The following is a 21,852-nucleotide window of genomic DNA, read 5'->3' on the forward strand; positions in this document are numbered from 1 at the left end:
CCTATTATCGGTTTCCTGAATTTGCTAGTATTTCCCTCTGAAGCGTCTTAATTCTAAGGCGTTGCTTCATATTTAACGAGTGAAGGGATGACAGGGTTTTATTTGCGGTTATACCTGTCAATCACTTGTTTGTGTTTTCATCATGGAGGGAATAAACTGAAATTAGCGTGCTGACTAAAAATGGCTTAGTCCCTATCCTCACCTATTTTAAAAAAAAGAGGGGGGTGATATCTGTGACAAATTATTTGGTCTATGATTGGAATGGCCAAATGAAGTGGACAGAGATTATGGGATGTTATTTTGTTGATCCACTATATGTTCAAGAATTTGTAATTTTCATGCCGAATAGTAGACTAATTCCCATTAATGGGAATTTCATTTAAGTCTATATTGTATTTTAATCGATAAATAGGACTTATGATAATGACCGAGACTTGTATACTACGGGGAATAAGGGGAATAAGTCAACCACGGCCAGCTCAAAAATAGTAGCCAAGGAGGAGATTAGGATGAGTGAACAAACTGATGCAGTAGAAGATAATTATTTAAACCAGCTATATAAGGATCTCTATCTAAAATCAGCTATGGATATCAATGCAACGATTGATATCATTTCCTGGATTGAAGACCTATCCCACGGTGAAAAATCCGAGACTTACAATGGCATGTTTGCAGAAAACCTGTGTCTGCCAGGAAAACCGCCAATAGAATTAGTTACAGAATTCAAGAATTTTTGGGCTACTCGTACCGAGGAACCTAGTCTAAACAATATTTTTGAATTGAGAAATTCTCTCTATCGATTTCAAACTTTATACTGAAACGTAAGCTAACAATTCATTAAAACCCCACTCTAAAAAGTGGTTAATGCCTAAGGTTTAGGGAATCAACCGCTATCATGATGGCTGATCCAAAATTTCGGTTCCTTTTTTCCTCGGACATTGCCAAAGAACCCCCAATCGTAGTTTTATTATCCTATGATTGAGGGTTCTTTTGCAATGTCCGTTTTTGTTGGTCCAGTTTAGTTGGGGACAGTCCTTTTTGGCATAGAGTTATCAAAAAAGGAACGGACTTACTATTACATATAACGGCGAATAGCGGGTATTCATTCTTTCATAGGGAAAAAGGTGGGTTTGCTAGTGCTAGGCCATGGATCGTCTCCACCATTCAAATCACGAATTTCTTTAAAAAATATATAATTGAGAATAAATTTCTTAAAATGCAATTTATTCTCAATCTAATTTAAGTCTAGGAGATAGTAAAAAATCTTGCAATATAGTATTATCCTTTTAGAGTATCTTGTAAGGAGGAACAAAATGTCATATATTTATTTTCCAAGCTGTAAGTTTACAGCTTATTCATCTGAGAGTAGCAAAAAAATTCAACAGTATTTGAGCAAAAAGTACGAAGTCAATATTACGGGGTGCTGTCGCCCAAATCATAAAAAGTTAACGGAGCAGGATACAGCAGTATACATATGCAATACTTGTGCAGCCTTTATTCAAGAAGATGCGCTACAAGCAAAAGCAATTAGTGTATGGGAACTTTTAGCGGAAGATAACGAATTTCCGTGGACAGATTATCATGGCGAAAAGATGACAGTACAAGATTGTTGGAGAGTATATGATAACCGAACTCAGCAGGATGCAATTCGTAAAATATTGAAACGCATGAATATCGAGATAGTAGAAATCGAGAACAACTTTAAAAAAACAGATTTTTGCGGCACTTCTTTATTGGAAGTATTACCGCCGCAAAATGGAGAATTTGCTCCGAATCGTTTTATTGAAAAAGCAAAAGATAAGTTTATTCCACACTCAAAAGATGAGCAAGAAAAACTTATGAAAGAATACTGCGCACAATTTACCACTGACAAGGTAATCTGCTATTGTACAGCGTGTGTTCAAGGGGTAAAGTTGGGTGGTGTGAAAGGAATACATCTGTTGGATTTGATAGGGATTGACTGAAAGATTGTAAATAATATTTAAACAAGTGCTGTGCCATTAATTCCTCGACCGAGTTCGCCAAATCTCTGGGTACCTTTTAACAATAAAATTCTCATGATTAGTGCCTTCCACTTATCTCCTAAGAGATTAACTGTTACTTCAATCGTGTCACTCCTTAGATACTCATTACTTACAGAAAGGTAAGTATATGACTTTATAGTGCCTACTTGCGATAAGTTTGAATAATCTTTATTATGATATTTGTAACGTTACATTTCAAGTTGCAATAAAACTTCAAGTACTAAATCTTTATAATTAGTACTTGCTCTGATTGGTACGCTGTTATTAAGTTGCTTCTTGAGTAAGGATAAGATTAAATCAATTTGAACTTGTGTTGCAGCCCTTAAAGAAAGGATGAGTGCCATTAATCGACTTCTATTTGGGATATCCGGGCTTCCCATTGGTAATGGACAGAAGTTCAACTACGCTTCAGGAATAAACTATCTGAAGGAACTCGGGCTTGATGCTATGGAACTTTTGTTTGTTAGGTCTGTCAACGTATCGGATAAGAACAAAGATGCAATATTGAAAAACAAACTAGCAAATGACTTTTATTTATCGGCCCATGGATCACATTATATAAATCTAAACGCTGATGAGTTGGAGAAACAAGAAGAATCGATTCGAAGAATCTTAGATGCGGTAGAGGGTCTAGCTAAAGTCCAAGGTCGAAGTCTTATTTTTCACCCTGGTTATTATTTGAAAGATTCGAAAGAGACGACGTATGATACTATAAGAAAAAACTTGTCTAGGATGCCATACAATGGAATTGATTATAGATTGGAGACTACCGGGAAGGGAACTCAATTTGGAACACTTCAAGAATTGGTGTCTCTGTGTAAAGAAATCAGTTCATGTAAACTATGTGTTGATTTTGCTCATATACATGCAAGAAATAACGGCAGCTTAAAAGATTATGACGACTTTGCGAAAATACTGCAATATATAATAGACGAATTAGGTCAAGTTGCTTTAGATGATCTTCATATTCATATGGGTGGAGTCAAGTATAGCAAGAAAGGCGAGCAAAATCACCTTCCACTAGAGGAAAGCGACTTTAACTTTAACGCCTGTTTGAAAGCATTAAAGGATTTTGATGTGAAAGGCTGCGTCATATGCGAAGGACCCAGAGTTGAAAATGATGCTTTATTGTTGAAAAGAGTATATGAGAATTTATAGATCGGAGTTGGAGGTGGAGAAGATACCATTTGGAAATGGTATGGTTTAGCGCGTAAGTAAAAGCGGATTAGTTGACTTGGCGGAATACAGAAAAATAGATCACAAATTGCCACAAGTGATTTATGCGAAATATTTATTACTTGTACCAAATAAAATAAATTCTAATGCAAATTCTATACGTATAAGGGGTGATCAAATGTCAAATATTTATGAGGATTTACATCAATTCAGTTCTTATGTTCCACCTATTGATCTTACATTTCACCAGTATCTATTATTAACTGATGAACCTCTATTGGTTCATACTGGAAGCATTAAGCAGGCGGAGAACTTGATACCACAACTGAAAAGTGTTCTCGATGGAAGGCAGTTGAAATATATATTTATTTCACATTTTGAATCGGACGAATGCGGAGGCCTGTCACTGTTATTGAAGAATTTTCCCGAGGCTAAGCCCATTTGTTCTGAAATTACTGCACGACAGTTGAGTGGCTTTGGAATTACAGATGATGTTATAAGTAAAAAAACAGGAGAGAAACTGACGACAGGCGGCTATGAACTTGAATTCATTAGTTACCCATCTGAGATGCATCTGTGGGAAGGTTTATTGCTTGTAGAAACCAAACGAAGAATATTCTTTAGCAGTGACTTAGTGTTTCGCTTTGGAAAAACCGCTGGCACAGTAATAGAGGGGAATTGGCAGTCAGAAGTAAACGGAATAACTCAAGAACAGGTATCAGACCCCGAGCGAAGGGCAAAGCTGCAGCAAACTTTATCTCAATTAAACCCTGCGTTTGTAGCCACTGGTCATGGATCATGCATTAAGCTTTAAAAGTCAAGTTTATCATTGTCCCAGGTGTTAGGGAAAAGGCGATATTTTGAGGATAAATGGACTGGAAATAGGAGGAAAATTTGGTAAAAATGCTTTGATTTTTCAAATTTCGAGCTCGATCCAGTCGCGCTAACGAACGAGACAGGGAATGGTGGAGCATCTTGGAATAAAAAAGGACAAAATTAACATTTGCTACTATCATTGCTGAACTTGTTCTGCGTTTTAAAGATATAATTTAACATGATATGAAAAAATTACCATTGCTAATAGCTAAAATAGACATCATCCTTACTAAACGCCATAGGTCATTGGGAAAAAAGAACCTCCTGTTATAGAACAACTATAACAGGAGGTTCTTCTATGTCCACAAAATACATAAACATACACTGTAGTTATAAATAGAATTCAACAATGTGGTAGACATTTCTTGATTTTTTTAAATAGCTGTTTCTTTACTTTTTAAGTGCAAAGATAGTACAATGAGGCAAAGATATTTAATTCTTATACTTGATAAATTATGCAGTAAGGGGAGGGGAAATAGTATGAGTGGAATACAATTTTATCGTGATAAAAATTTGCCCTTTTTTGAGCTGAAAATTTGTAATACAAGTGAGATGTCCTATAAAAAACATGCTCACGAGGAATATTCGATTGGTATTGTCGATCAAGGGAGAAGTTATTTTTGGTACGAAGGGAAGGTTGATGAGATATATCCTAAAACCATGGTGTTCCTTCCGCCTGATTTAATACATGCCTGTAATCCAGTAAATCAGGACCTTTGGAAATATAAAATGCTTTTTATAAATCAGGATTGGGTGCAAGGCTTTATGAAAAGTAAGGGTAGCTTTGCGTTGAATAATCCAATAATTAAAGATGTTTCGGTATATAAAACTTTTCAGACGATAAACAACATGATGAAAAGTCTAAAAAGTAATGTGAGTCCATTAAAGAAGGAAGCAAGTATATTAGCTGTATTCGAACAATCTTTGAGTGGTGAAAAAAGAATAGGTGACATCAAATACAAGAAAGAGCATCCTAAGTTAAAAATGATTAGGGAATATTTACATAGCTATTTCTTAGAAAAAGTTACATTGGATCAGTTAGAACAAGCTTCAGGGTTAAACAAGTTCCATATTATCCGATCATTTAAAGAAACGTTTAAGGTACCGCCTCATACCTATCAGACATTGCTAAGAGTAAATTATGCTAAAAAAGAGTTGTGTAAACATCGACAGATGGCAGAAGTAGCTAATGAAGCTGGATTTTATGATCAAAGTCATTTTATTAAAGTATTTAAGGGCTATACTGGAATAACGCCTGATAAGTATCAAAAATTTATGTAATTTAGTATTGACCAACGCGGTGAGTGGCTTCTTAAGGCCTAATAGCAATTGACGACACTAGTTTAGTGTCGTCAATTTTTTACAATACATAGCTGATTTGCTTTGCTAAAATGAATAAAACAAGGGAGGGCGAATATATAATGAAGATTGTCATGGTTATCAATAAAGAACTTCCGCTTGGACTAGTAGCCAATACGGCTGCAGTGCTGGGAATCAGTCTGAGTAACATATTTCAACAGGACATTGTAGGATGCGATATAGAAGATGCTAATGGCAATGTACATATAGGAATTACTGCTCAAACAATTCCTATTTTAAGTGGTAGTAGAGAACAGATTAAAGATATGCGGGATTTGATGTTTGGCAGTACTTATTCTGAAATAACGGTTATAGATTTCAGCGAGGTTGCTCAAAAATGTTTGGATTATCAAGACTATATCAGACTACTTTCCAGTTTGCAAAGTTCGGATCTTTATTATTTAGGTATTTGCTTGTATGGTCCGAAGAAAAAAGTAAATAAACTAACAGGAAATTTGGGCTTATTACGATAGCAAGCATAAAGAGTATAAATATATGAAATGAGGAGAATGACATAATGCTTAAAGGATATACACTTCCAAGAACGCCACGCGGAACATCAAGTCTTGCACCGAAACCGCCATGGCATTACGTGGGTAATGCACTTGCAGTTGAGTATGAGGTAAATGAAGTAGTTGCCGCAACATTTTTGCCTGATGGTCTGGATTTAGTTTCAAGCCGCTGCGTTGCATATTTTATTGAATGGCAGTACTCTAGCGAGACTAAAGAAGATTTTTTAGATCCTGTTTGTAGTCAATATCGTGAAACGATTATTTTATTATCGGCTCAATTTGCGGGGATGCCCGTAGCCTACTGCCCGTTTATATGGGTTGACCAAGATGTTGCCTTAATGCGAGGTCTTGTGCAGGGGTGGCCTAAACAAATGGGATCAACATGGATTACGCGTGCTTATGATTTGCCATCAAAAGCAAATCCTATTATAGGAGCAGGTGGAAAGTTTGGCGCTACTTTATCCGTTAAAGACCGTCGTTTGATCGAAGCACAAATCACTCTAGGGGAATTAACTGATTCTCTTCCTGCGCCTAATTTTGCAAGCGCCGTTAATGTACGATACTTTCCAGAGCTTGCTGCAGGCAAACATGGGAAACCGGCAGTACACGAACTCGTTCAGCTTAAATCACGTGATGTTGTGGTGGCTCCGATCTGGAAAGGGGAAGCTACAATGGAATTTTTTGATCATCCATATATGGAACTTCCAGATTTGCGGCCGACATCAGTTGGTGCTGGATATCGTTTTTCTTTTGCACTTACTGTTGATGATTTGACTCATCTTCGCGATTTACGTACAAATGATTTAGCATATTAAGGTATGTAAGGTATTGCGTGACTTGTTCGTTAAATGGTCTTATTTGCCGTAAAATAAGTTTCTCCGTGTAATCTAATACGTATAAGAAGGAAATAATTCCATTAAAAGCATAAAATTTTTTTTTTACAAGGATTTTATAATATTTAACAGGAATAGTTAAATATTATAAAAGGAAGTGAGCTAGATGTGCAAACAACTCAATTTATTCTTCCCTGAGTGGCAGGGAGGACCTTATCGTCAGGTTTATGATGGAGCAAAGCAACTAGTAGAAACACTCGAAAAAAGGCTCTTGTTTCAGAAGATTTTTGTAGACTTGAATGAAAAACTAGTGACGGAAAACAACATCATCGGCTACAAGACAATACTTAGTCAACAGATGGAAGCTATCGAAACGATTAACAAGTACCAGCCTGACTCAATTTTTACCGTGGGAGGAAATTGTAGTGTAGGCATAGCTCCTATTGATTACCTCAATCGGCGTTTTAGTGGCGATTTGGCGGTAGTTTGGCTTGACGCACATGGAGATATCAATACACCAGAAAGTTCTTTAAGTAAATATTTTACGGGAATGCCCATTCGTCATTTACTGGGAGAAGGCGATGCTGAGATTGGCTGCTTGCTGTCCTCTACACTAAAACCAGAGCAGATTATTCTGGCGGGAACTAGGAGTCTAGACGCGGCAGAATCAGAGTATATCCAAAAGGCAGGAATAAAAATTATCCCGCCGGAAACATTGGATTCATCCCCGGAGACAATTGCTCATTATATTTCATCCAAAGGCTTTAAATATGTCTATGTTCATATAGATACAGATGTATTATCAGAGACTGCATTTCATTTCAGCGCATGGCCCAGTAAAACAGGCATTAGTCTAGAAACATTGATAAGCATACTAGAGGGTATTAATAGGAAATTAAGAGTAGTTGGAGCAAGTTTAGTAGAATTTTTTCCCTGTGATGAATTAGGAATGGGTCAATTGCAGTTGATTCTAAATAAACTCGTCTTTAATAAGCATAGTCTGGTTGATACTCAAGGATGCATAAGATGAAGTAGGACAAAAACAAGGGATAGGTGCATTGTTTCAAAATATGACCTAGGCCAGACTTGCCGGACACTTGAAAGACGGGGACAGTGGATTGTCTTGAAATAAAAAACAAAAAGATGGCGAAATTAACCATGAGATAATTGCAATGTGTCAATGTAGTAATTGAAGGCAGTAAACCTATTCCTGTATCCCTTCCATTCATTTTGTGCAGACTCTAATATAATTGACAACAGTATTAATAATGTAATTATAAGAAAGGTGGTAGACTTATGAAAGATATTACTGTGCTTATAACAGATTGGTGCCCTCATTGTAAAAGAGCAATTAATTGGATTGATGAAGTAAAGCAAGAGAATCCGAAATATAAAGACATAAAAGTAGAAATCATTGATGAAGAGAAGACGCCTGCAATTGCAAAACAATACGATTACTATTATGTTCCAACTTACTATGTAGGAAATCGTAAAGTGTTTGAAGGTGGCACTACTAAAGACATTGTACATAAAGTGTTTGAAGAAGCCAGTAAAACAGATCGTTAATTTTATGGACTTTCATTGTTATGGCACTCGGTATAGGACGTGGATATTTCTTGCCCAGTTTTTCAGTCTGGTTATCGAATATTACCTTAATTCCTATAATATACTTATAAAAAGCAGCAATCTCTGGCACAGTCAGAGATTGCTGCTTTTTATCAGTATATTAGCAACTGCCATTATAGAGTTTGCTATAAAATCATATCTCAGTCTTTGGATTTTTGATGGGAATATATATTCTAGCTATAGACATAGCATCCTCCGATCCATAATAATCTTCCCCATACCTTTCAAAACTATATCCTCCGTTAATTTCATAATCGGTATTGTACGCCCAAGTTCCTATAATATATTTATAGGTATCAAGCATGTCTTCTGCCTTGCCCTTATGTTCAAAAACTGCGTAGTACCCAGCGAGGATTTCATAGGTTACCATTCCTATAGATACATCATCACAATTCCTAACCTCTGTTCCCACAACCTCAATATATTCTGCATCTTCAGTAAAACCATATAGTCTATCACTCTCGTCTACGATTGAAACACCATAAAACACCATAAAACACTTTAGGATTGTAAGGATTTTTAATTTCATTCAATTTGCTAGCCAACTCCGACCACAGCTTTGGAATTTGATTATTTCTTATAGAAGTCTTTCCTTGTATTCCGCCAATAAGAACAGGTTTATCCAGATAAACAATCTTAGGCTGAATGCTTACTTGATAGATTCTATGATATAATCCCCTAATACTTCACCAGTGGCAGCAAAAAAAATTCTGTGGAAATGAAAGTAAGAAATATTTACGTGATTTGCCACATCTTCCACTTTTATAGATTGTTTTAAATGTTTTTCAATGTATTCCACAGCTTGTTCTAGCGCTTTATGATATAACAGCAAAATCTCACCACCAATCAAGAATAATGTATCAATAGAGTTAAAATACTGGTTTGTCAAATCGTGCACATTTAAAATGCGTAAGTGATCAATATAGATATAACTGTGGAAGATCTGTTTCAATAAATATTGATTATATAAGAATAAAAATGATATAATTGGATTTCACAATGACACTCTCCTTTTAGATTAGATAGTTTTGTGTTGTAAGTGAACTCAATTATACTAAAAAAGGGATCATTATTTTTTTTTGTATAAAAAGCTCTGCAAGCCTTGATATATAAAGAGAAAATCTAAAAAACAGTATAAAAAAATTATACTAACAGATTAATTAGAGGAGGATACATTATGAAAATTTCAAAGAAAGATGCATTGATATGGTTTGAATTTTTTTCAATGTTGCCTGAAGAAGAGGAACTTATGATCAAACAACAAGAAATCATTTACGCCACCTTTGCGCAAATTGAGGCAGCGATCGATCATAGAAATGATACGTTAAAGTCGGAAATTAGAAGTTTAAAAACTTTGGAGAAGAGAACTTTTTTTGTAGGAAATGAAAGTAAATTCTCAAAAGGCTGTCGTTCTTGTCTGCTAGGCACTGGACTCAGTGCAATTAGGAAAACGAACAAATGTAACATAGAGTGTAAGTTCTGTTATAATTATGGAGAACTAGAAGATATTCCTCCGGTTGGCGAAGGTATGTGGGAAATTGGAGGCACAAAATTTTATGAGAAGGATATTGATTTACTTCTTTCTATCCATCAGAAACCTACTGGCATTTCCTACGTTTATTTGGAGCCATTCATGGAAATTGAAAAATACTATTCGATAATAAAGAAATTTAGTGATGCTCAAATTTATCAACATCTATATACAAATGGTACTTTAGCTACGGAAGAGACATTGAAAGCATTAGGTGAAGCCGGTCTTGACGAGATACGTTTCAACTTGGGTGCTGCCAAATGTTCAGATAAAGTGATTGAAAACATTAGAATAGCAAAAAAATATATTAAAAATGTAGGTATTGAAACTCCAATGACTCCTGAGTTTTTCGAAGCTTTTTTTAAGAAAAAGCAAGCAATCTTAGAGACAAAACCCGATTTTATCAATTGTGCAGAATTACATTTAAATGAGAATAACATAGACAATTATCATGGGGAAAATATGTATATTTCCAGACATGGCTATATATCTCCAATTTGGAGTAGGGAACTAACTCTGAAATTCATGAAAATAGCCGATGAAGATAAGTGGGATTTAGTAGTACACGATTGCTCAAACGATACAAAATTTGCTAGAGATTTAAATTTGAGCAGCAAAGAGGGTAAGTGGTTCGGAGCCAGTAATTATGCTGGTGAGTTTTCTAGGATGCCATACGAAGTATTTTTACCAATACTGCGTGATGAAAGTTTCAAATTTTTAAGTGAAGAAGAATTGCCTGACGGTTATAAACCAGGAGAGATGATTTTTTAGAGAGTCTTGTCAATTATGAGTGTTGTATTGCTGCTTGAGACTGAGGTAGTTGGCGGAGACATTTCGAGAAACACCGTGAATAACTATCAAAGGAATTAATCGATGTTATAAAATGATTGATAAACAGAGATATAAGATCTCGTAGGTTTTTGTTAATTTTATAAGTATTTTTATGTTCGCGTAGACTTCGGTTTGCGCGATTTTTCTATATAGGGGTATCGTGAATAAATACGCGAGACTCATACTTTTATACGAAATTAAAGGGGTATTTTGCGAAAAGGTACAAATGCTAGAAAATCAAAGAAAAAAAATGTTTAAAGGAGGTATTTTAATTCAACTACTTATTAAAAGCTATAATTATGAAATTTGAGATTTAGAAAAAGTTGATTATATTTATAACTTTGATTATTATATAAATATAAATTAGCACTCATCAATCGAGAGTGCTAACAAAAAAATAAATTAATAAAAAAAGAGGAGGCATTTATTATGTCAAATATTATGAGAAGGGATACTTACAACACACCATCATTGTTTCGCAAGAGTATCAATGACATGTTTGACCACTTTTCAGGAACCGGTATATTGTCACCTATTAGCGACTTTGCTAACCACAGTATGAACCTTTTGTCATCATCTATGCCCATTGATGTGATAGACCAAGGAAAAGAGTATGTGGTAAAAGCTAATCTGCCTGGCATTAATAAAAAGGACATCGATATTCAATTAACTGAAAACGTATTGACAATAAAAGGTTCCTACTCTCAAAATAATGAAGACAAAGGTGAACGATATCTACTGCAAGAGCGACGCATGGGTACTTTCTCCCGTTCTATTGCTTTTAATGAAAAATTAGTACCTGATAAGATCGTTGCAGGTTTTAAAGATGGAATTTTAGAAATTAACATTCCAAAGGCAGAAGTTCAACAGCCAGAATCTATTAAGATCAACATAGGTGATTAAGGTTGTAAGTTTTACATTATGTAAGAAAATATTGTGATGTGTGTTGATAAAATCAACTAAGCACCTGCCCAAATGGTAATTGGCGGGTGCTTTTATTTTGATTATCTGGCTAGAAAGTTAAGCATGTCTGTACTATTCATCTAGACGTTAGTTTAGGTTTTTTTTCGTTAAGGGGAGCCACGAATACAGAAAACTAGGGAGAAATTTGTTTAGAAAAGGGCAGGTTGAAGAAATTCAGTCTGCCCTCTTTGAGGTTGGGTTCTTTAATAAATTTATGGGGATTTTCGTTTGATGTTCAGGTAAATGCAAAACCTTTAGCTTTGTTAAATCATTGCACAGATTCTTTTTTACTTGAAATTAACATTATTGAATTGTCTGCGTGCATATAATAACAATTCAGTTACTGAATCAAGCTTTTCTTTAGTCGCTCGGAATTTAGGAATACTAACGCTTAGAGCGGCAATTACATTGCCGTTGGATTCCAAAGGCACAGCATAGCAACATAAACCCTTGGAAATTTCTTCATATTCTTTGGCAATATGCTCTTCTCTAATTGTTGATAATTGATGATTTAAAGTATCAAAATCCGTAATTGTATTCTCTGTATAAGGCATTAAGCCCTTTGGATATAAATTTTTGACTTCTTCAATATCATAGTTGCTTAATAAAGCTTTTCCTAATGCGGTACAATATGCGGGAATTCGTTTTCCGACACGAGAGATAATGCGAATATCTAGTCCTATTTCAGGTTCTTCTTTTAAGACGTATAGAACATTGTTTCCTTCGAGAATCCCCATTTGGCAAATTTCTTTAATTTCAGTAACGATATCTTTCATGAGGGACTTAACAAATTCAAGCATGTATTCATCTTGAGAATAAGAAGATCCAATACAAAAAGTGGAAATTCCTAGTTTGTAGCGAAAAGAATCCTTACCGAGTTGGATGTAATTCCTATCAGTCATTGTTTGCAAGATAGGGTAAAGCGTGCTCTTGGGAACGGAGATTGCTTTAGATATTTCTGTAAGAGTTAATCCATCTGTATTAACAGATAAAAGATTTAATATATTTAATACTCGCTCTGTAGGTTTGTGGGACATAAATACTCCTTATATAAATAAATTCGTGTATCTCTACCATTGTATTGATTTTTAAAAAAAATGTCCACTTAAATATAAATTGTGATTTATTCCCTAAGTATAATCAGGGTGACGATAAATGAAAAAAAGATGAAAAGTTAAAAAATTATTGCAAATTGTTGCAATGTTGTGTTATTATCTAGTTAATAATTCTTATAAAAGAATTAGGTTCGTATATAAGAATTATTTATGTGCATATAATTGTTGTAATTCGATTTGAAATTTATGTATAAAAGGAGTGATTAAGAGATAAGAAATCCCATCATGTAGGTCATATTTTTTGAATATAAAAATTGTAAGGAGGGAATTGTTTATGTCAATGGAATCAATTTATGATGTAAAAGATGGATCTTTATATAACACCTACACTCATGCTGAGGGGCCAAAGGGAAAGTTACCTTTTAGTGAAGAGTTTTTAAGAGAATCCCCAAGTGGGCATCTTTTTGGAATGACTCTAAACGCTGGTATGGGGTGGAATCCGCAGCGGCTTAATGATGATGATGTGCTTATTTTAAGTACGCAAGGGGGAATTCGTGGTGAAGACGGCAGCACTATAGCTGTGGGGTTACATACAGGTCACTTCGAATTAGGCTTGCAGATGCGTGCGGCCGCAGAGGAATTGGCACAGCATGGTGCTTTACCTTATGCAGCATATGTTACGGATCCCTGTGATGGGAGAAGCCAAGGAACTACTGGTATGTTTGACTCATTACCTTACCGTAATGATGCTGCAATCGTGCTGAGACGATTGGCGCGATCTCTTCCAACAAGAAAAGCAGTAATGGGTATTGCTACTTGTGATAAGGGATTGCCGGCGATGATGATGGCGTTGGCATCAATGCATGATTTTCCGACGGTTCTTGTGCCAGGGGGTGCAACGCTTCAACCAGTAAAAGGTGAAGATGCAGGAACGGTTCAGACAATTGGTGTTCGATTTGCTAGTGATGAAATTTCTTTTGATGAGGCGGCAGAAGTAGGTTGCAGAGCTTGTGCATCTGCTGGTGGTGGGTGTCAATTTTTTGGAACAGCAGGGACTTCTCAAGTAATCGCGGAAGCACTAGGGCTTGCAATTACACATTCTGCTTTAGCGCCTTCGGGGCAGCCCATTTGGGAAGATATTGCAAGACAGTCTGCTAGAGCTGTGATGGAACTAAAGGAAAAAGGTATTACAACAAGCCATATCATTACTGATAAGGCAATTGAAAATGCAATGGTTCTCCATGCGGCATTTGGCGGTTCGACAAATTTACTTCTTCATTTGCCAGCGATTGCTTTTGCAGCAAATTGCAAAGTACCTACAGTAAATGACTGGGCCGCTATTAATAAAAAAGTTCCTCGTTTGGTCAGTGTTATGCCAATTGGTCCGGTTAACTATCCAACGGTAAGCGTTTTTTTAGCTGGTGGAGTTCCAGAGGTTATGCTTCGTTTACGGGAACTTGGTTTGCTGCATGAAGATGTTATGACAGTTACAGGTGATACCTTAGGAGCTAACCTAGATTGGTGGGAAAAATCGGAAAGACGTAAAAAATGTAGAGAGCGCTTAGAAGCATTAGATGGAGTAAATCCTGACGATGTAATTATGAATCCTGCCACAGCTAAAGAAAGAGGATTAACGTCTACTGTAACATTTCCTGTTGGAAACATTGCGCCGGAGGGATCGGTTGTTAAATCTACAGCCATTGATCCAACGGTCATTGATAAAGATGGTGTATTTAGGCACACTGGGAAGGCTAAAGTATTTACATCCGAAAAGTCAGCAATTAAAGCAATAAAAGATAGAAAAATACAATCTGGCGATATTATGATTGTTATGGGTGGCGGTCCGAAGGGAACGGGTATGGAGGAAACCTATCAGTTGACTTCAGCATTGAAAAAACTACCTTTTGGCAAACATGTTTCTTTGATTACGGATGCTAGATTTTCTGGTGTTTCTACAGGAGCTTGCTTTGGACATGTAGGACCTGAAGCATTAGCTGGCGGACCACTGGGTAAATTGCGCGATGGGGATTTAATAGAGATTATTGTTGATGGAAATCAGTTTGAAGGCTCAATCAATTTCATCGGAACGGAAGAAAATCAACTTTCCTATGATGAGGCCGCCGAAGTATTGAAACAACGAGAGATACATCTAGGATTGCAACCCAATCCAGATTTACCTGATGATACTAGATTATGGGCAGAACTTCAGTCGATTAGTGGTGGAATATGGAGAGGCTGTGTCTATGATGTGGATAAAATCATCGAAGTGATTGAAGCTGGAAAAAAGGTTTTAGCAGATAAGAAAGGGCTTGGTTTCTGACAAGTCCTCAGACGCCGGCAGAAGTCGTAGTCATTCTTACTTGGCATTAAAAAATGTTATATTTTCTGATTCCATAAAAAAAGTAAATAATAGAACTGGTAGCAGTTGGAGGTAAATCTATGCCCTTATTAATTGTAGCAATAGGCGTAATTCTATTAATTGTTTTAATTTCTAAACTAAAATTAAATACATTTGTTGCACTCTTGATCGTATCATTTTGTGTAGCACTTACACTAGGGATTCCTATGGGGAAAGTCGTTTCCACTATCGAAACCGGTATTGGTGGAACGTTGGGACATATTGCGCTCATATTTGGTTTAGGTGCCATGTTAGGTCGACTAGTGGCTGATGCTGGTGGCGCTCAACGAATTGCAATGACTTTAATTAATAAATTTGGAGAGACAAAAATAGAGTGGGCTGTTGTAATCTCTTCATTTATTGTTGGAATTGCAATGTTTTTTGAAGTGGGATTAGTATTGTTGATTCCTATTGTTTTCTCGATTGCAAAAGAAATGAAGGTATCACTATTATCTTTGGGGATTCCAATGCTGGCGGCATTATTGGCTACGCATAGTTTTCTTCCGCCACATCCAGGTCCTACGGTAATTGCTGGGGAATATGGAGCTGATATCGGGAAAGTCTTGTTATATGGTATTATTGTAGCTATCCCCACAGTTTTTTTAGCGGGCCCTATCTTTACTCGACTGGCAAAAAGGATCGTTCCTTCGGCATTTGAGAAAAGAGGAAGCATTGATTCTTTGGGTGAACAAAAAGAATTTAATCTCAATGACACGCCAAGTTTTACGATTAGTTTGTTAACGGCCATGTTTCCAGTGATTCTGATGCTGATCGCTACTGGTGTAAAAATGCTAGCCGGTAACACTGGCGCTGATACAAGTATTGTATTTCAAGTGATTGCATTTGTTGGAGATCCATCCATAGCAATGTTAATTTCCTTAGTGATTGCAGTGTATACTATGGGAATTAATAGAAATATTCCTGTAAAAGATATTACTAGATCTTGTTCGTCGGCAGCAGCTTCTATCGGTATGATGTTATTGATTATTGGAGGTGGTGGAGCCTTTAAGCAAGTGCTTATTAACGGTGGAGTCGGCAAGTATATAGCAACTATATTTGCTGGAACATCGATGTCTCCAATTCTTTTAGCATGGATTGTTGCAGCGATATTGCGTATTTCTTTAGGGTCAGCAACTGTTGCGGCAATATCCACAGCTGGTTTAGTTATTCCTATGTTGGCTCAATATAATGTTAATTTGGCATTAGTCACTCTAGCAACAGGTTGTGGCAGCGCTATTGCATCACATGTTAATGATGCTGGATTTTGGATGGTTAAGGAATATTTTGGCTTGACTCTGAAAGAAACCTTTGCTACCTGGACATTGTTATCGACAATTACTTCTGTTGTAGGGCTGATATTTATTTTGCTACTTGATACAATACTTAAATAGTGATTAGTCGAATAAATAATGTATTTTAAGGGTTTTATTTTGTAACCAACAAGGTAAATTTTAAAGTGTAAAATATAGGGGGTATTTAAAATGAATTGTAAATATATTAGTCCGATTTTAACATCTATCAATGCAGATGGTACGGTAGATTATGAAACGATGCATAAGCTATACGATACATTGATCGATGCAGGAATTGATGGAATTTTGGTTGGAGGTAGTTCTGGCGAGTTCTATGCCTTTTCCTATGAAGAGATTAAAGAATTTATATTGGATGCCATTTCATATATTGGTGATCGCGCAATCGTAATGGCGGGTACTGGACGTATGGTATACCAAGAAACTGTAGATTTATCAAATTTGGCTTTGAAGGCAGGGGCAACGTCAGTACTTGTAGTAGGTCCATATTATAGTGCCTGCAACCAGGAAGATGTATTTAACTATTATGATAATCTCTTAACAGAGGTAAAAGGACCATTTTATATCTATAATTACGAAGATCGTACTGGTTATGATGTAACAGTGGATACCTTTTTACGCCTATTAGCTAAACATGATCATCTAGAGGGCATGAAAGATACCCATGCTGTACTTCGGCATACACAAAAGTATATTCAACTCGTAAAATCTAAGTATCCAAATTTCATAGTTTATACTGGATACGATAATAATTGCATTCCAACGGTTATTTCTGGTGGTGATGGTTGTATTGGTGCCTTATCTAATGTGTATCCATCTCTATGTTCTGAGGTCATAGAATCTCTTCGCACAGAAGATTTGAGCCGAATTACAAAGGCGCAACGCTTGATTGATGAAAGAATGCGCTTTTACGAAGTATATACACCATTTAATCCTGTGATGAAGTGGGCTCTGGCGGAGCTCGGCACGGGTATGCAGGAAAACTGCAAAGCACCATTGACTGCGTTGACTGAAGCTACAAAAGTTTCTTTGTCTAGTTTTGCAGATCAGTTATGGCGTAATAAATAGGATATCAATGTATTTTAAATTATATAAAGCGAAATTTAATGTAAAGAGAATAGCTTTATATTAGATGCTAGGAGATCGTTTACTATTCGAACCTTAGGCGGGAATCTTTGGAGATTCCCGCCATTTTCATGTGCCTCAGCTTCAACAGGATTCATATATAAATATACGAAAATGGAAGGAGTTTCATATAAAAGTATGGAAGAATACATTGAAGTGCTTCCCCGAATTGTATACCGTCTTTTTATTACTGGAGTAGTCGTTATGAAATATAATTAGAAGTAAACTGCAGTGACAAATAGCACGCGCATTTGGTAATAGAAGTTTTTCATTCAATTTGTTACCATAAAAGGATAGAGGAGGGCGGTTTAGTGGATTTTGAATATTTGAGAAACGTCCCTGTGTTTGAAGATTTGCCACAGGAAGATTTAACGATTATCAGTCAGGTGACGGCTGAGTACAAATATAAAAAGAATGAGACTATCTTTAGTGAGGGAGAAACTGGTGTAGGATTTTATTATGTTAAAACAGGAAAGGTTAAGATTATAAAATTATCAGCAGACGGACGGGAACATATTATTAATATTTTGGGGCCAAGTGAGGTTTTTGCTGAAGTCCTGCTGTTTAATAAAGGGCCCTATCCGGCTACAGCCGTTGCTTTAAAAGAATCTTGTGTAGGCATTATACGCAATAGTGAACTAGAGAAAATAATTATCAATCATCCACATGTTGCGATGAATATTATCCAAGTTATGAGCAAAAAATTGCTATTTATTCAGCAAAAAGTGAATTCACTGGCATTTTCCGATAGCTATGCTAAAATAGCTCAGACGATAGAACTTTTATCTCGTCGTCATGGCAAGGAAACTTGCCGTGGCTTAGAAATTGATGCCGCGATTACAAGATTGGATATTGCTAATTTAGCGGGAACTACCAGAGAAACTGTAAGTCGGGTATTAAGCGTTATAAAAAAAGAAAAGATATTAGAAGAGGATGAACGAAGGATTATTATCCTTGATGTAAATGGATTACGTCGGTATTATGAGTAGTATCACACTCGTTGCTTGGTGGGGTCTCTCTAAGTGCTAATTTACAAGGTACCGTAAATACGTTCGCTCAGACTTCGGTTTGAGCGTTTTTTTATGGGGAGAATTTTGTGTAATAGTGTGTTTTAGGTATAAAAAAGGGAATGGTGGTATTGTTTTTGTGGAAATATGCAGGAATTAGTCTTTATTTGTAGAAAAATACAGACTAATATATGTAGTGCTATGATGGGATTATTGCAAGATTGAGTTATTTATAATAGGAAATTATTGATGTGGTGACTTAGCGGGTGACTTAGCGTTTATATAATTAGTGTTTCTAATGGAGGTTCGTAGCATAGAGGGATTCGATTCATGATTAAATTAAATTTCGATGCCTTAAAAATAACAGCCATTTATGTTTTAGTGGGAGGTTTATGGATTCTTTTTTCAGATTATTTTGTATCTCTTCTAGCGGCCGATAGACAAATCCTTACCATGTTATCTATTGCTAAAGGATGGATCTTTATTTTGCTATCAGGGGGAATCCTTTATAGTTTAATAAGTAATTTGCTTGAAAAAATATTTCAAACTCAGAAAGAGTCAGAAGCACGGTATCAAGACATTTTTAATGTCGCAAATGATGCAATCGTACTCCATAATGCTGAAGATGGATGTATTATTGATTTTAATGATAAATTGCCTGCCCTCTACGGTTGCTCTCGCGAAGAATTGATTATAGAAAACGCAAAAAATATTAAAAATGGAGAGGCTCCTTATAATTATAAAGGCTCCAAAGAGTGGATTAAGCTGGCAATGGCAGGAGAACCGCAGATTTTTGAGTGGTTGGTTAAGAAAAAAGATGGTACATATCGCTGGACAGAAGTAAACCTCAAAATGGCAATGGTCGGCAAACAGGAATGCGCATTGGCCATACTCCGAGACATTTCAAAAAGAAAAAGAAATGAATTAGAATTGATAAAGGCCAAAGAAGAAGCTGAGAAAGCAAGTTTATCTAAAGGTCAATTTCTTGCCAATATGAGTCATGAAATTAGGACACCTATGAATGGTATTATAGGGATGACAGATTTAACACTTATGACGGATTTGGCTGATGAGCAAAGAATGTACCTTGAAACTATAAAGATGTCAACAAAGTCACTGCTGCGAGTTGTAAATGATATATTGGATTACTCGAAAATAGAAGCAGGTAAACTGAGCTTGGAATATATACCTTTTATATTAAGTGAGGTACTAGAAGATGTTGTTGCGTTATTTCTGATAACAGCCAAGCAAAGTGGAATAAAAATTAGGACTAGCGTGAGTGAAGAGATTCCTGCGATTCTAATTGGTGATTCATTTAGGCTTAGGCAGGTGCTTTCTAATTTAATCGGCAATGCAGTAAAATTTACAACTAGAGGGAATATTGATGTTGACATTACTTGTAAAGCATTGCGTGCTGGTGTAATAAGATTAAATTTTGTAGTATCCGATACGGGGATTGGAATTGCGGAAGATAAGCTTCACATCTTGTTTGAGAGTTTTAGTCAGGTCGATGGTTCAAATACGAGACAGTTTGGCGGTACTGGACTCGGTCTGGCAATTAGTAAAAAGCTAACGGAATTAATGGGCGGGAAAATATGGGTTGAAAGTAAAGAAGGTCAAGGAAGTAAATTCTACTTTACAGGATTATTTCAAGTGCCAGATGAGAGTGTGGTAAGGATCTGTGATAAAAAGACGGATGCGTTGCTGAAAGTGGTAGAAAAGAAGAAAGTACTAATTGTAGAGGATGATAAAATTAGTAGGGATATTGTCTGTATTGTTTTGCGTAAAAAAGGATTAGAAATTGAAATAGCACAGAATGGAATTGAATCAATTGAAAAATTTGAAAAAGAAAAATTTGATTTAATAATAATGGATATTAATATGCCGTATATGGATGGGTATGAAGCTGTTCGCTTAATAAGAGAAAAAGAAAAAATTATGAATCGGCATACAGTTATTATTGCATTGACTGCATATGCACTTAAAGAAGATAAAGAAAAATGTTTGGCGATTGGAATGGATGACTATCTTTCGAAACCAGTTGACATCAATCAATTAAGTGCACTGATTGATCTGTGGCTTCCTGCTTCGAAAGACTAGAAAAGGAGTCTTCGCGACTATAGCGTTTGACTTCTTTTTTATTTATGCTCTGTTCGTAAGGAATGTTGCTATTTAGCAAATCCAATACTGACTTGTGACAATTATCAAAACGAATACTTCATGGAGACGGCTGCGGCTCCATATACGCCATCACCATTCGTGTAGCCACCGCTTGGTAAAATATCGATATTGAAACCAATCGGAGACTCATTGCCAGTAGCAAAATGCAAGGCTCCAATTACAGGCTTGAACGGATTGGCAGAATTATATCCACCATTTAAATCAAGACCTACGACAACGCCCGCATGCAGCCCTAATACACGAAATGGCGTATATTGAACACCTACATAAAAGGTATCATTTCGTAAGCTGTTATTAAACAATCCAGTCGTTAGGGCAACATCTTTTCGTAATATGTATTCCAACCCAAAACCACGATTGTGTTCATTCAAACCAAGATTTGAATGGGGAAAGTGCCTTGTAAACACAGGTATAGTAATCGACATGGAATTATCCGTAGCTTGAACGACGCCACAGCTCAAAGAAATGAATATTACAAGTAACAGAAAAACCCTCATGTTAATCCTCCCTAAAGTATGTCTCAGTATCAAGTTTCATTCTAGCATTACTTTGGTTGCCAGCCTACTGGTATATAGCACCAGATTGCAGTAGCTGGGGGGACACGCAAAAGCAAAAAAAACGTTGTTCGCGAGGTATGTAGAAATTTTATGCGAAATGAATGTTACTCAGATTGGTAGGTTTGCGTATGACAATAATAGACTCATCTTTCTTTTGTAGAAAGATGAGTATTTAGGACTTTGTGCTTATTAATATGGGACTTAAGGCGCGATTTTTAATTGACGATATACAAAATCTGGTGTAAAATAAAGTAAAATATTAGTGAATTTTGGCAAACCTGTCGAAAGTCAGGGACGCAAAGCTATGGGTCTAAGGGGTATAATATCCTACGATTGCCAGGTTGCTTTCAATTATAAGTTGTAAGTAGCACCTTTCGTATGAGGTACTACTTTTTTATTTTGGATGGGGATATTACTGTTACAGGACAAGTAGGATTTATGGTTCTGTTACCAAAAATGAGGTAATGAAAAGTGAACTGATCATATAA

Annotated in this window: 23 protein-coding genes and 1 riboswitch; of the genes, 17 read left to right on the plus strand and 6 right to left on the minus strand. The window is 36.2% G+C overall.

Annotated features, from left to right (window positions below; translation table 11 throughout):
• The first annotated feature begins 233 nt into the window (after nucleotides 1-233).
• The 3 genes from ACAN52_RS08795 (at nucleotide 234) to ACAN52_RS08805 (ending at nucleotide 1,964) form a co-directional block, all read left to right on the plus strand.
• Nucleotides 234-383 (plus strand): hypothetical protein, encoded by a 150-nt coding sequence (locus ACAN52_RS08795; protein WP_378954309.1) that lies wholly within the window; start codon nucleotides 234-236, stop codon nucleotides 381-383.
• A gap of 126 nt (nucleotides 384-509) precedes the next feature.
• Nucleotides 510-818, plus strand: a complete 309-nt coding sequence (locus tag ACAN52_RS08800) for a hypothetical protein (RefSeq protein ID WP_378954310.1) — start codon at nucleotides 510-512, stop codon at nucleotides 816-818.
• 495 nt (nucleotides 819-1,313) lie between these two features.
• Nucleotides 1,314-1,964 (plus strand): hypothetical protein, encoded by a 651-nt coding sequence (locus ACAN52_RS08805; protein ID WP_378954311.1) that lies wholly within the window; start codon nucleotides 1,314-1,316, stop codon nucleotides 1,962-1,964.
• A gap of 17 nt (nucleotides 1,965-1,981) precedes the next feature.
• On the opposite strand, the gene ACAN52_RS08810 is transcribed toward ACAN52_RS08805, so the two are convergent.
• Nucleotides 1,982-2,161: a winged helix-turn-helix transcriptional regulator gene (locus ACAN52_RS08810; RefSeq protein ID WP_378954371.1), complete on the minus strand. Its 180-nt coding sequence runs from the start codon at nucleotides 2,159-2,161 to the stop codon at nucleotides 1,982-1,984.
• Between the two features lie 51 nt (nucleotides 2,162-2,212).
• On the minus strand, nucleotides 2,213-2,368 hold the full coding sequence (locus ACAN52_RS08815) for a hypothetical protein (RefSeq protein ID WP_378954312.1): 156 nt from the start codon (nucleotides 2,366-2,368) through the stop codon (nucleotides 2,213-2,215).
• Here ACAN52_RS08815 and ACAN52_RS08820 point away from each other — a divergent pair.
• From ACAN52_RS08820 to ACAN52_RS08850, 7 genes are all read left to right on the plus strand, one after another.
• Entirely contained in the window at nucleotides 2,358-3,182 is an 825-nt protein-coding gene (locus ACAN52_RS08820) for a TIM barrel protein (RefSeq protein ID WP_378954314.1), read from the plus strand. The two genes, ACAN52_RS08815 and ACAN52_RS08820, sit on opposite strands and share 11 nt — an antisense overlap.
• A 196-nt stretch (nucleotides 3,183-3,378) precedes the next feature.
• On the plus strand, nucleotides 3,379-4,014 hold the full coding sequence (locus ACAN52_RS08825) for a hypothetical protein (protein WP_378954315.1): 636 nt from the start codon (nucleotides 3,379-3,381) through the stop codon (nucleotides 4,012-4,014).
• A gap of 542 nt (nucleotides 4,015-4,556) precedes the next feature.
• A complete protein-coding gene (locus ACAN52_RS08830; protein WP_378954316.1) occupies nucleotides 4,557-5,357 on the plus strand; it encodes an AraC family transcriptional regulator in 801 nt (266 codons plus the stop codon).
• Nucleotides 5,358-5,497: 140 nt separating this feature from the next.
• The gene (locus ACAN52_RS08835; RefSeq protein WP_378954317.1) at nucleotides 5,498-5,908 is read left to right on the plus strand and encodes a DUF2000 domain-containing protein; all 411 of its coding nucleotides are present in this window, start codon (nucleotides 5,498-5,500) and stop codon (nucleotides 5,906-5,908) included.
• Nucleotides 5,909-5,952: 44 nt separating this feature from the next.
• Nucleotides 5,953-6,762 carry an acetoacetate decarboxylase family protein gene (locus ACAN52_RS08840; protein WP_378954318.1) on the plus strand — a complete coding sequence of 270 codons (810 nt, stop codon included), beginning with the start codon at nucleotides 5,953-5,955 and terminating at the stop codon, nucleotides 6,760-6,762.
• Nucleotides 6,763-6,946: 184 nt separating this feature from the next.
• Nucleotides 6,947-7,810 carry an arginase family protein gene (locus ACAN52_RS08845; RefSeq protein ID WP_378954319.1) on the plus strand — a complete coding sequence of 288 codons (864 nt, stop codon included), beginning with the start codon at nucleotides 6,947-6,949 and terminating at the stop codon, nucleotides 7,808-7,810.
• 266 nt (nucleotides 7,811-8,076) lie between these two features.
• Entirely contained in the window at nucleotides 8,077-8,346 is a 270-nt protein-coding gene (locus tag ACAN52_RS08850) for a thioredoxin family protein (RefSeq protein WP_378954320.1), read from the plus strand.
• A gap of 193 nt (nucleotides 8,347-8,539) precedes the next feature.
• Here ACAN52_RS08850 and ACAN52_RS08855 read toward each other — a convergent pair whose 3' ends face one another.
• Nucleotides 8,540-8,935, minus strand: coding sequence for a GyrI-like domain-containing protein (locus tag ACAN52_RS08855; protein WP_378954321.1), 396 nt, complete (start codon nucleotides 8,933-8,935; stop codon nucleotides 8,540-8,542).
• A 120-nt stretch (nucleotides 8,936-9,055) separates the two neighbouring features.
• Complete coding sequence (locus ACAN52_RS08860) at nucleotides 9,056-9,238, minus strand: AraC family transcriptional regulator (RefSeq protein ID WP_378954322.1); 183 nt, start codon at nucleotides 9,236-9,238, stop codon at nucleotides 9,056-9,058.
• 345 nt (nucleotides 9,239-9,583) lie between these two features.
• On the opposite strand from ACAN52_RS08860, the gene ACAN52_RS08865 reads away from it, so the two are divergent.
• Both ACAN52_RS08865 and ACAN52_RS08870 read left to right on the plus strand, forming a co-directional pair.
• Nucleotides 9,584-10,708: a radical SAM protein gene (locus ACAN52_RS08865; protein ID WP_378954324.1), complete on the plus strand. Its 1,125-nt coding sequence runs from the start codon at nucleotides 9,584-9,586 to the stop codon at nucleotides 10,706-10,708.
• A 489-nt stretch (nucleotides 10,709-11,197) separates the two neighbouring features.
• Nucleotides 11,198-11,671 carry an Hsp20/alpha crystallin family protein gene (locus ACAN52_RS08870; protein ID WP_378954325.1) on the plus strand — a complete coding sequence of 158 codons (474 nt, stop codon included), beginning with the start codon at nucleotides 11,198-11,200 and terminating at the stop codon, nucleotides 11,669-11,671.
• Between the two features lie 347 nt (nucleotides 11,672-12,018).
• Here ACAN52_RS08870 and ACAN52_RS08875 read toward each other — a convergent pair whose 3' ends face one another.
• A complete protein-coding gene (locus ACAN52_RS08875; RefSeq protein WP_378954326.1) occupies nucleotides 12,019-12,768 on the minus strand; it encodes an IclR family transcriptional regulator in 750 nt (249 codons plus the stop codon).
• Between the two features lie 352 nt (nucleotides 12,769-13,120).
• Between ACAN52_RS08875 and ACAN52_RS08880 the strand changes: the two genes are divergently transcribed.
• The 5 genes from ACAN52_RS08880 to ACAN52_RS08900 all read left to right on the plus strand — a co-directional run bounded on the left by ACAN52_RS08880 (nucleotide 13,121) and on the right by ACAN52_RS08900 (nucleotide 20,726).
• Nucleotides 13,121-15,106, plus strand: a complete 1,986-nt coding sequence (locus tag ACAN52_RS08880) for a YjhG/YagF family D-xylonate dehydratase (RefSeq protein ID WP_378954327.1) — start codon at nucleotides 13,121-13,123, stop codon at nucleotides 15,104-15,106.
• Nucleotides 15,107-15,225: 119 nt separating this feature from the next.
• A complete protein-coding gene (locus ACAN52_RS08885; protein WP_378954328.1) occupies nucleotides 15,226-16,575 on the plus strand; it encodes a GntP family permease in 1,350 nt (449 codons plus the stop codon).
• A gap of 90 nt (nucleotides 16,576-16,665) precedes the next feature.
• Nucleotides 16,666-17,562, plus strand: coding sequence for a dihydrodipicolinate synthase family protein (locus ACAN52_RS08890; protein ID WP_378954329.1), 897 nt, complete (start codon nucleotides 16,666-16,668; stop codon nucleotides 17,560-17,562).
• 368 nt (nucleotides 17,563-17,930) lie between these two features.
• Nucleotides 17,931-18,608 (plus strand): Crp/Fnr family transcriptional regulator, encoded by a 678-nt coding sequence (locus ACAN52_RS08895; RefSeq protein ID WP_378954330.1) that lies wholly within the window; start codon nucleotides 17,931-17,933, stop codon nucleotides 18,606-18,608.
• Between the two features lie 348 nt (nucleotides 18,609-18,956).
• A complete protein-coding gene (locus ACAN52_RS08900) occupies nucleotides 18,957-20,726 on the plus strand; it encodes an ATP-binding protein (RefSeq protein WP_378954331.1) in 1,770 nt (589 codons plus the stop codon).
• A 104-nt stretch (nucleotides 20,727-20,830) separates the two neighbouring features.
• On the opposite strand, the gene ACAN52_RS08905 is transcribed toward ACAN52_RS08900, so the two are convergent.
• On the minus strand, nucleotides 20,831-21,304 hold the full coding sequence (locus tag ACAN52_RS08905; protein WP_378954332.1) for a hypothetical protein: 474 nt from the start codon (nucleotides 21,302-21,304) through the stop codon (nucleotides 20,831-20,833).
• 321 nt (nucleotides 21,305-21,625) lie between these two features.
• Nucleotides 21,626-21,713, plus strand: a riboswitch (cyclic di-GMP riboswitch).
• Nucleotides 21,714-21,852: the final 139 nt, after the last annotated feature.

Source organism: Pelosinus sp. sgz500959 (assembly GCF_042610375.1).
Classification (GTDB): domain Bacteria; phylum Bacillota; class Negativicutes; order DSM-13327; family DSM-13327; genus CTSoil-075.

What these genes read in the sequence shown, in the direction of transcription:
- ACAN52_RS08820 (WP_378954314.1), top strand. Translation starts at nt 2,358, where the DNA reads ATGAGTGCCATTAATCGACTTCTATTTGGGATATCCGGGCTTCCCATT.
- ACAN52_RS08800 (WP_378954310.1), top strand. Translation starts at nt 510, where the DNA reads ATGAGTGAACAAACTGATGCAGTAGAAGATAATTATTTAAACCAGCTA.
- ACAN52_RS08865 (WP_378954324.1), top strand. Translation starts at nt 9,584, where the DNA reads ATGAAAATTTCAAAGAAAGATGCATTGATATGGTTTGAATTTTTTTCA.
- ACAN52_RS08905 (WP_378954332.1), bottom strand. Translation starts at nt 21,304, where the DNA reads ATGAGGGTTTTTCTGTTACTTGTAATATTCATTTCTTTGAGCTGTGGC.
- ACAN52_RS08835 (WP_378954317.1), top strand. Translation starts at nt 5,498, where the DNA reads ATGAAGATTGTCATGGTTATCAATAAAGAACTTCCGCTTGGACTAGTA.
- ACAN52_RS08900 (WP_378954331.1), top strand. Translation starts at nt 18,957, where the DNA reads ATGATTAAATTAAATTTCGATGCCTTAAAAATAACAGCCATTTATGTT.
- ACAN52_RS08880 (WP_378954327.1), top strand. Translation starts at nt 13,121, where the DNA reads ATGTCAATGGAATCAATTTATGATGTAAAAGATGGATCTTTATATAAC.
- ACAN52_RS08825 (WP_378954315.1), top strand. Translation starts at nt 3,379, where the DNA reads ATGTCAAATATTTATGAGGATTTACATCAATTCAGTTCTTATGTTCCA.
- ACAN52_RS08815 (WP_378954312.1), bottom strand. Translation starts at nt 2,368, where the DNA reads ATGGCACTCATCCTTTCTTTAAGGGCTGCAACACAAGTTCAAATTGAT.
- ACAN52_RS08885 (WP_378954328.1), top strand. Translation starts at nt 15,226, where the DNA reads ATGCCCTTATTAATTGTAGCAATAGGCGTAATTCTATTAATTGTTTTA.
- ACAN52_RS08855 (WP_378954321.1), bottom strand. Translation starts at nt 8,935, where the DNA reads ATGAAATTAAAAATCCTTACAATCCTAAAGTGTTTTATGGTGTTTTAT.
- ACAN52_RS08875 (WP_378954326.1), bottom strand. Translation starts at nt 12,768, where the DNA reads ATGTCCCACAAACCTACAGAGCGAGTATTAAATATATTAAATCTTTTA.
- ACAN52_RS08870 (WP_378954325.1), top strand. Translation starts at nt 11,198, where the DNA reads ATGTCAAATATTATGAGAAGGGATACTTACAACACACCATCATTGTTT.
- ACAN52_RS08805 (WP_378954311.1), top strand. Translation starts at nt 1,314, where the DNA reads ATGTCATATATTTATTTTCCAAGCTGTAAGTTTACAGCTTATTCATCT.
- ACAN52_RS08850 (WP_378954320.1), top strand. Translation starts at nt 8,077, where the DNA reads ATGAAAGATATTACTGTGCTTATAACAGATTGGTGCCCTCATTGTAAA.
- ACAN52_RS08845 (WP_378954319.1), top strand. Translation starts at nt 6,947, where the DNA reads ATGTGCAAACAACTCAATTTATTCTTCCCTGAGTGGCAGGGAGGACCT.
- ACAN52_RS08890 (WP_378954329.1), top strand. Translation starts at nt 16,666, where the DNA reads ATGAATTGTAAATATATTAGTCCGATTTTAACATCTATCAATGCAGAT.
- ACAN52_RS08830 (WP_378954316.1), top strand. Translation starts at nt 4,557, where the DNA reads ATGAGTGGAATACAATTTTATCGTGATAAAAATTTGCCCTTTTTTGAG.
- ACAN52_RS08840 (WP_378954318.1), top strand. Translation starts at nt 5,953, where the DNA reads ATGCTTAAAGGATATACACTTCCAAGAACGCCACGCGGAACATCAAGT.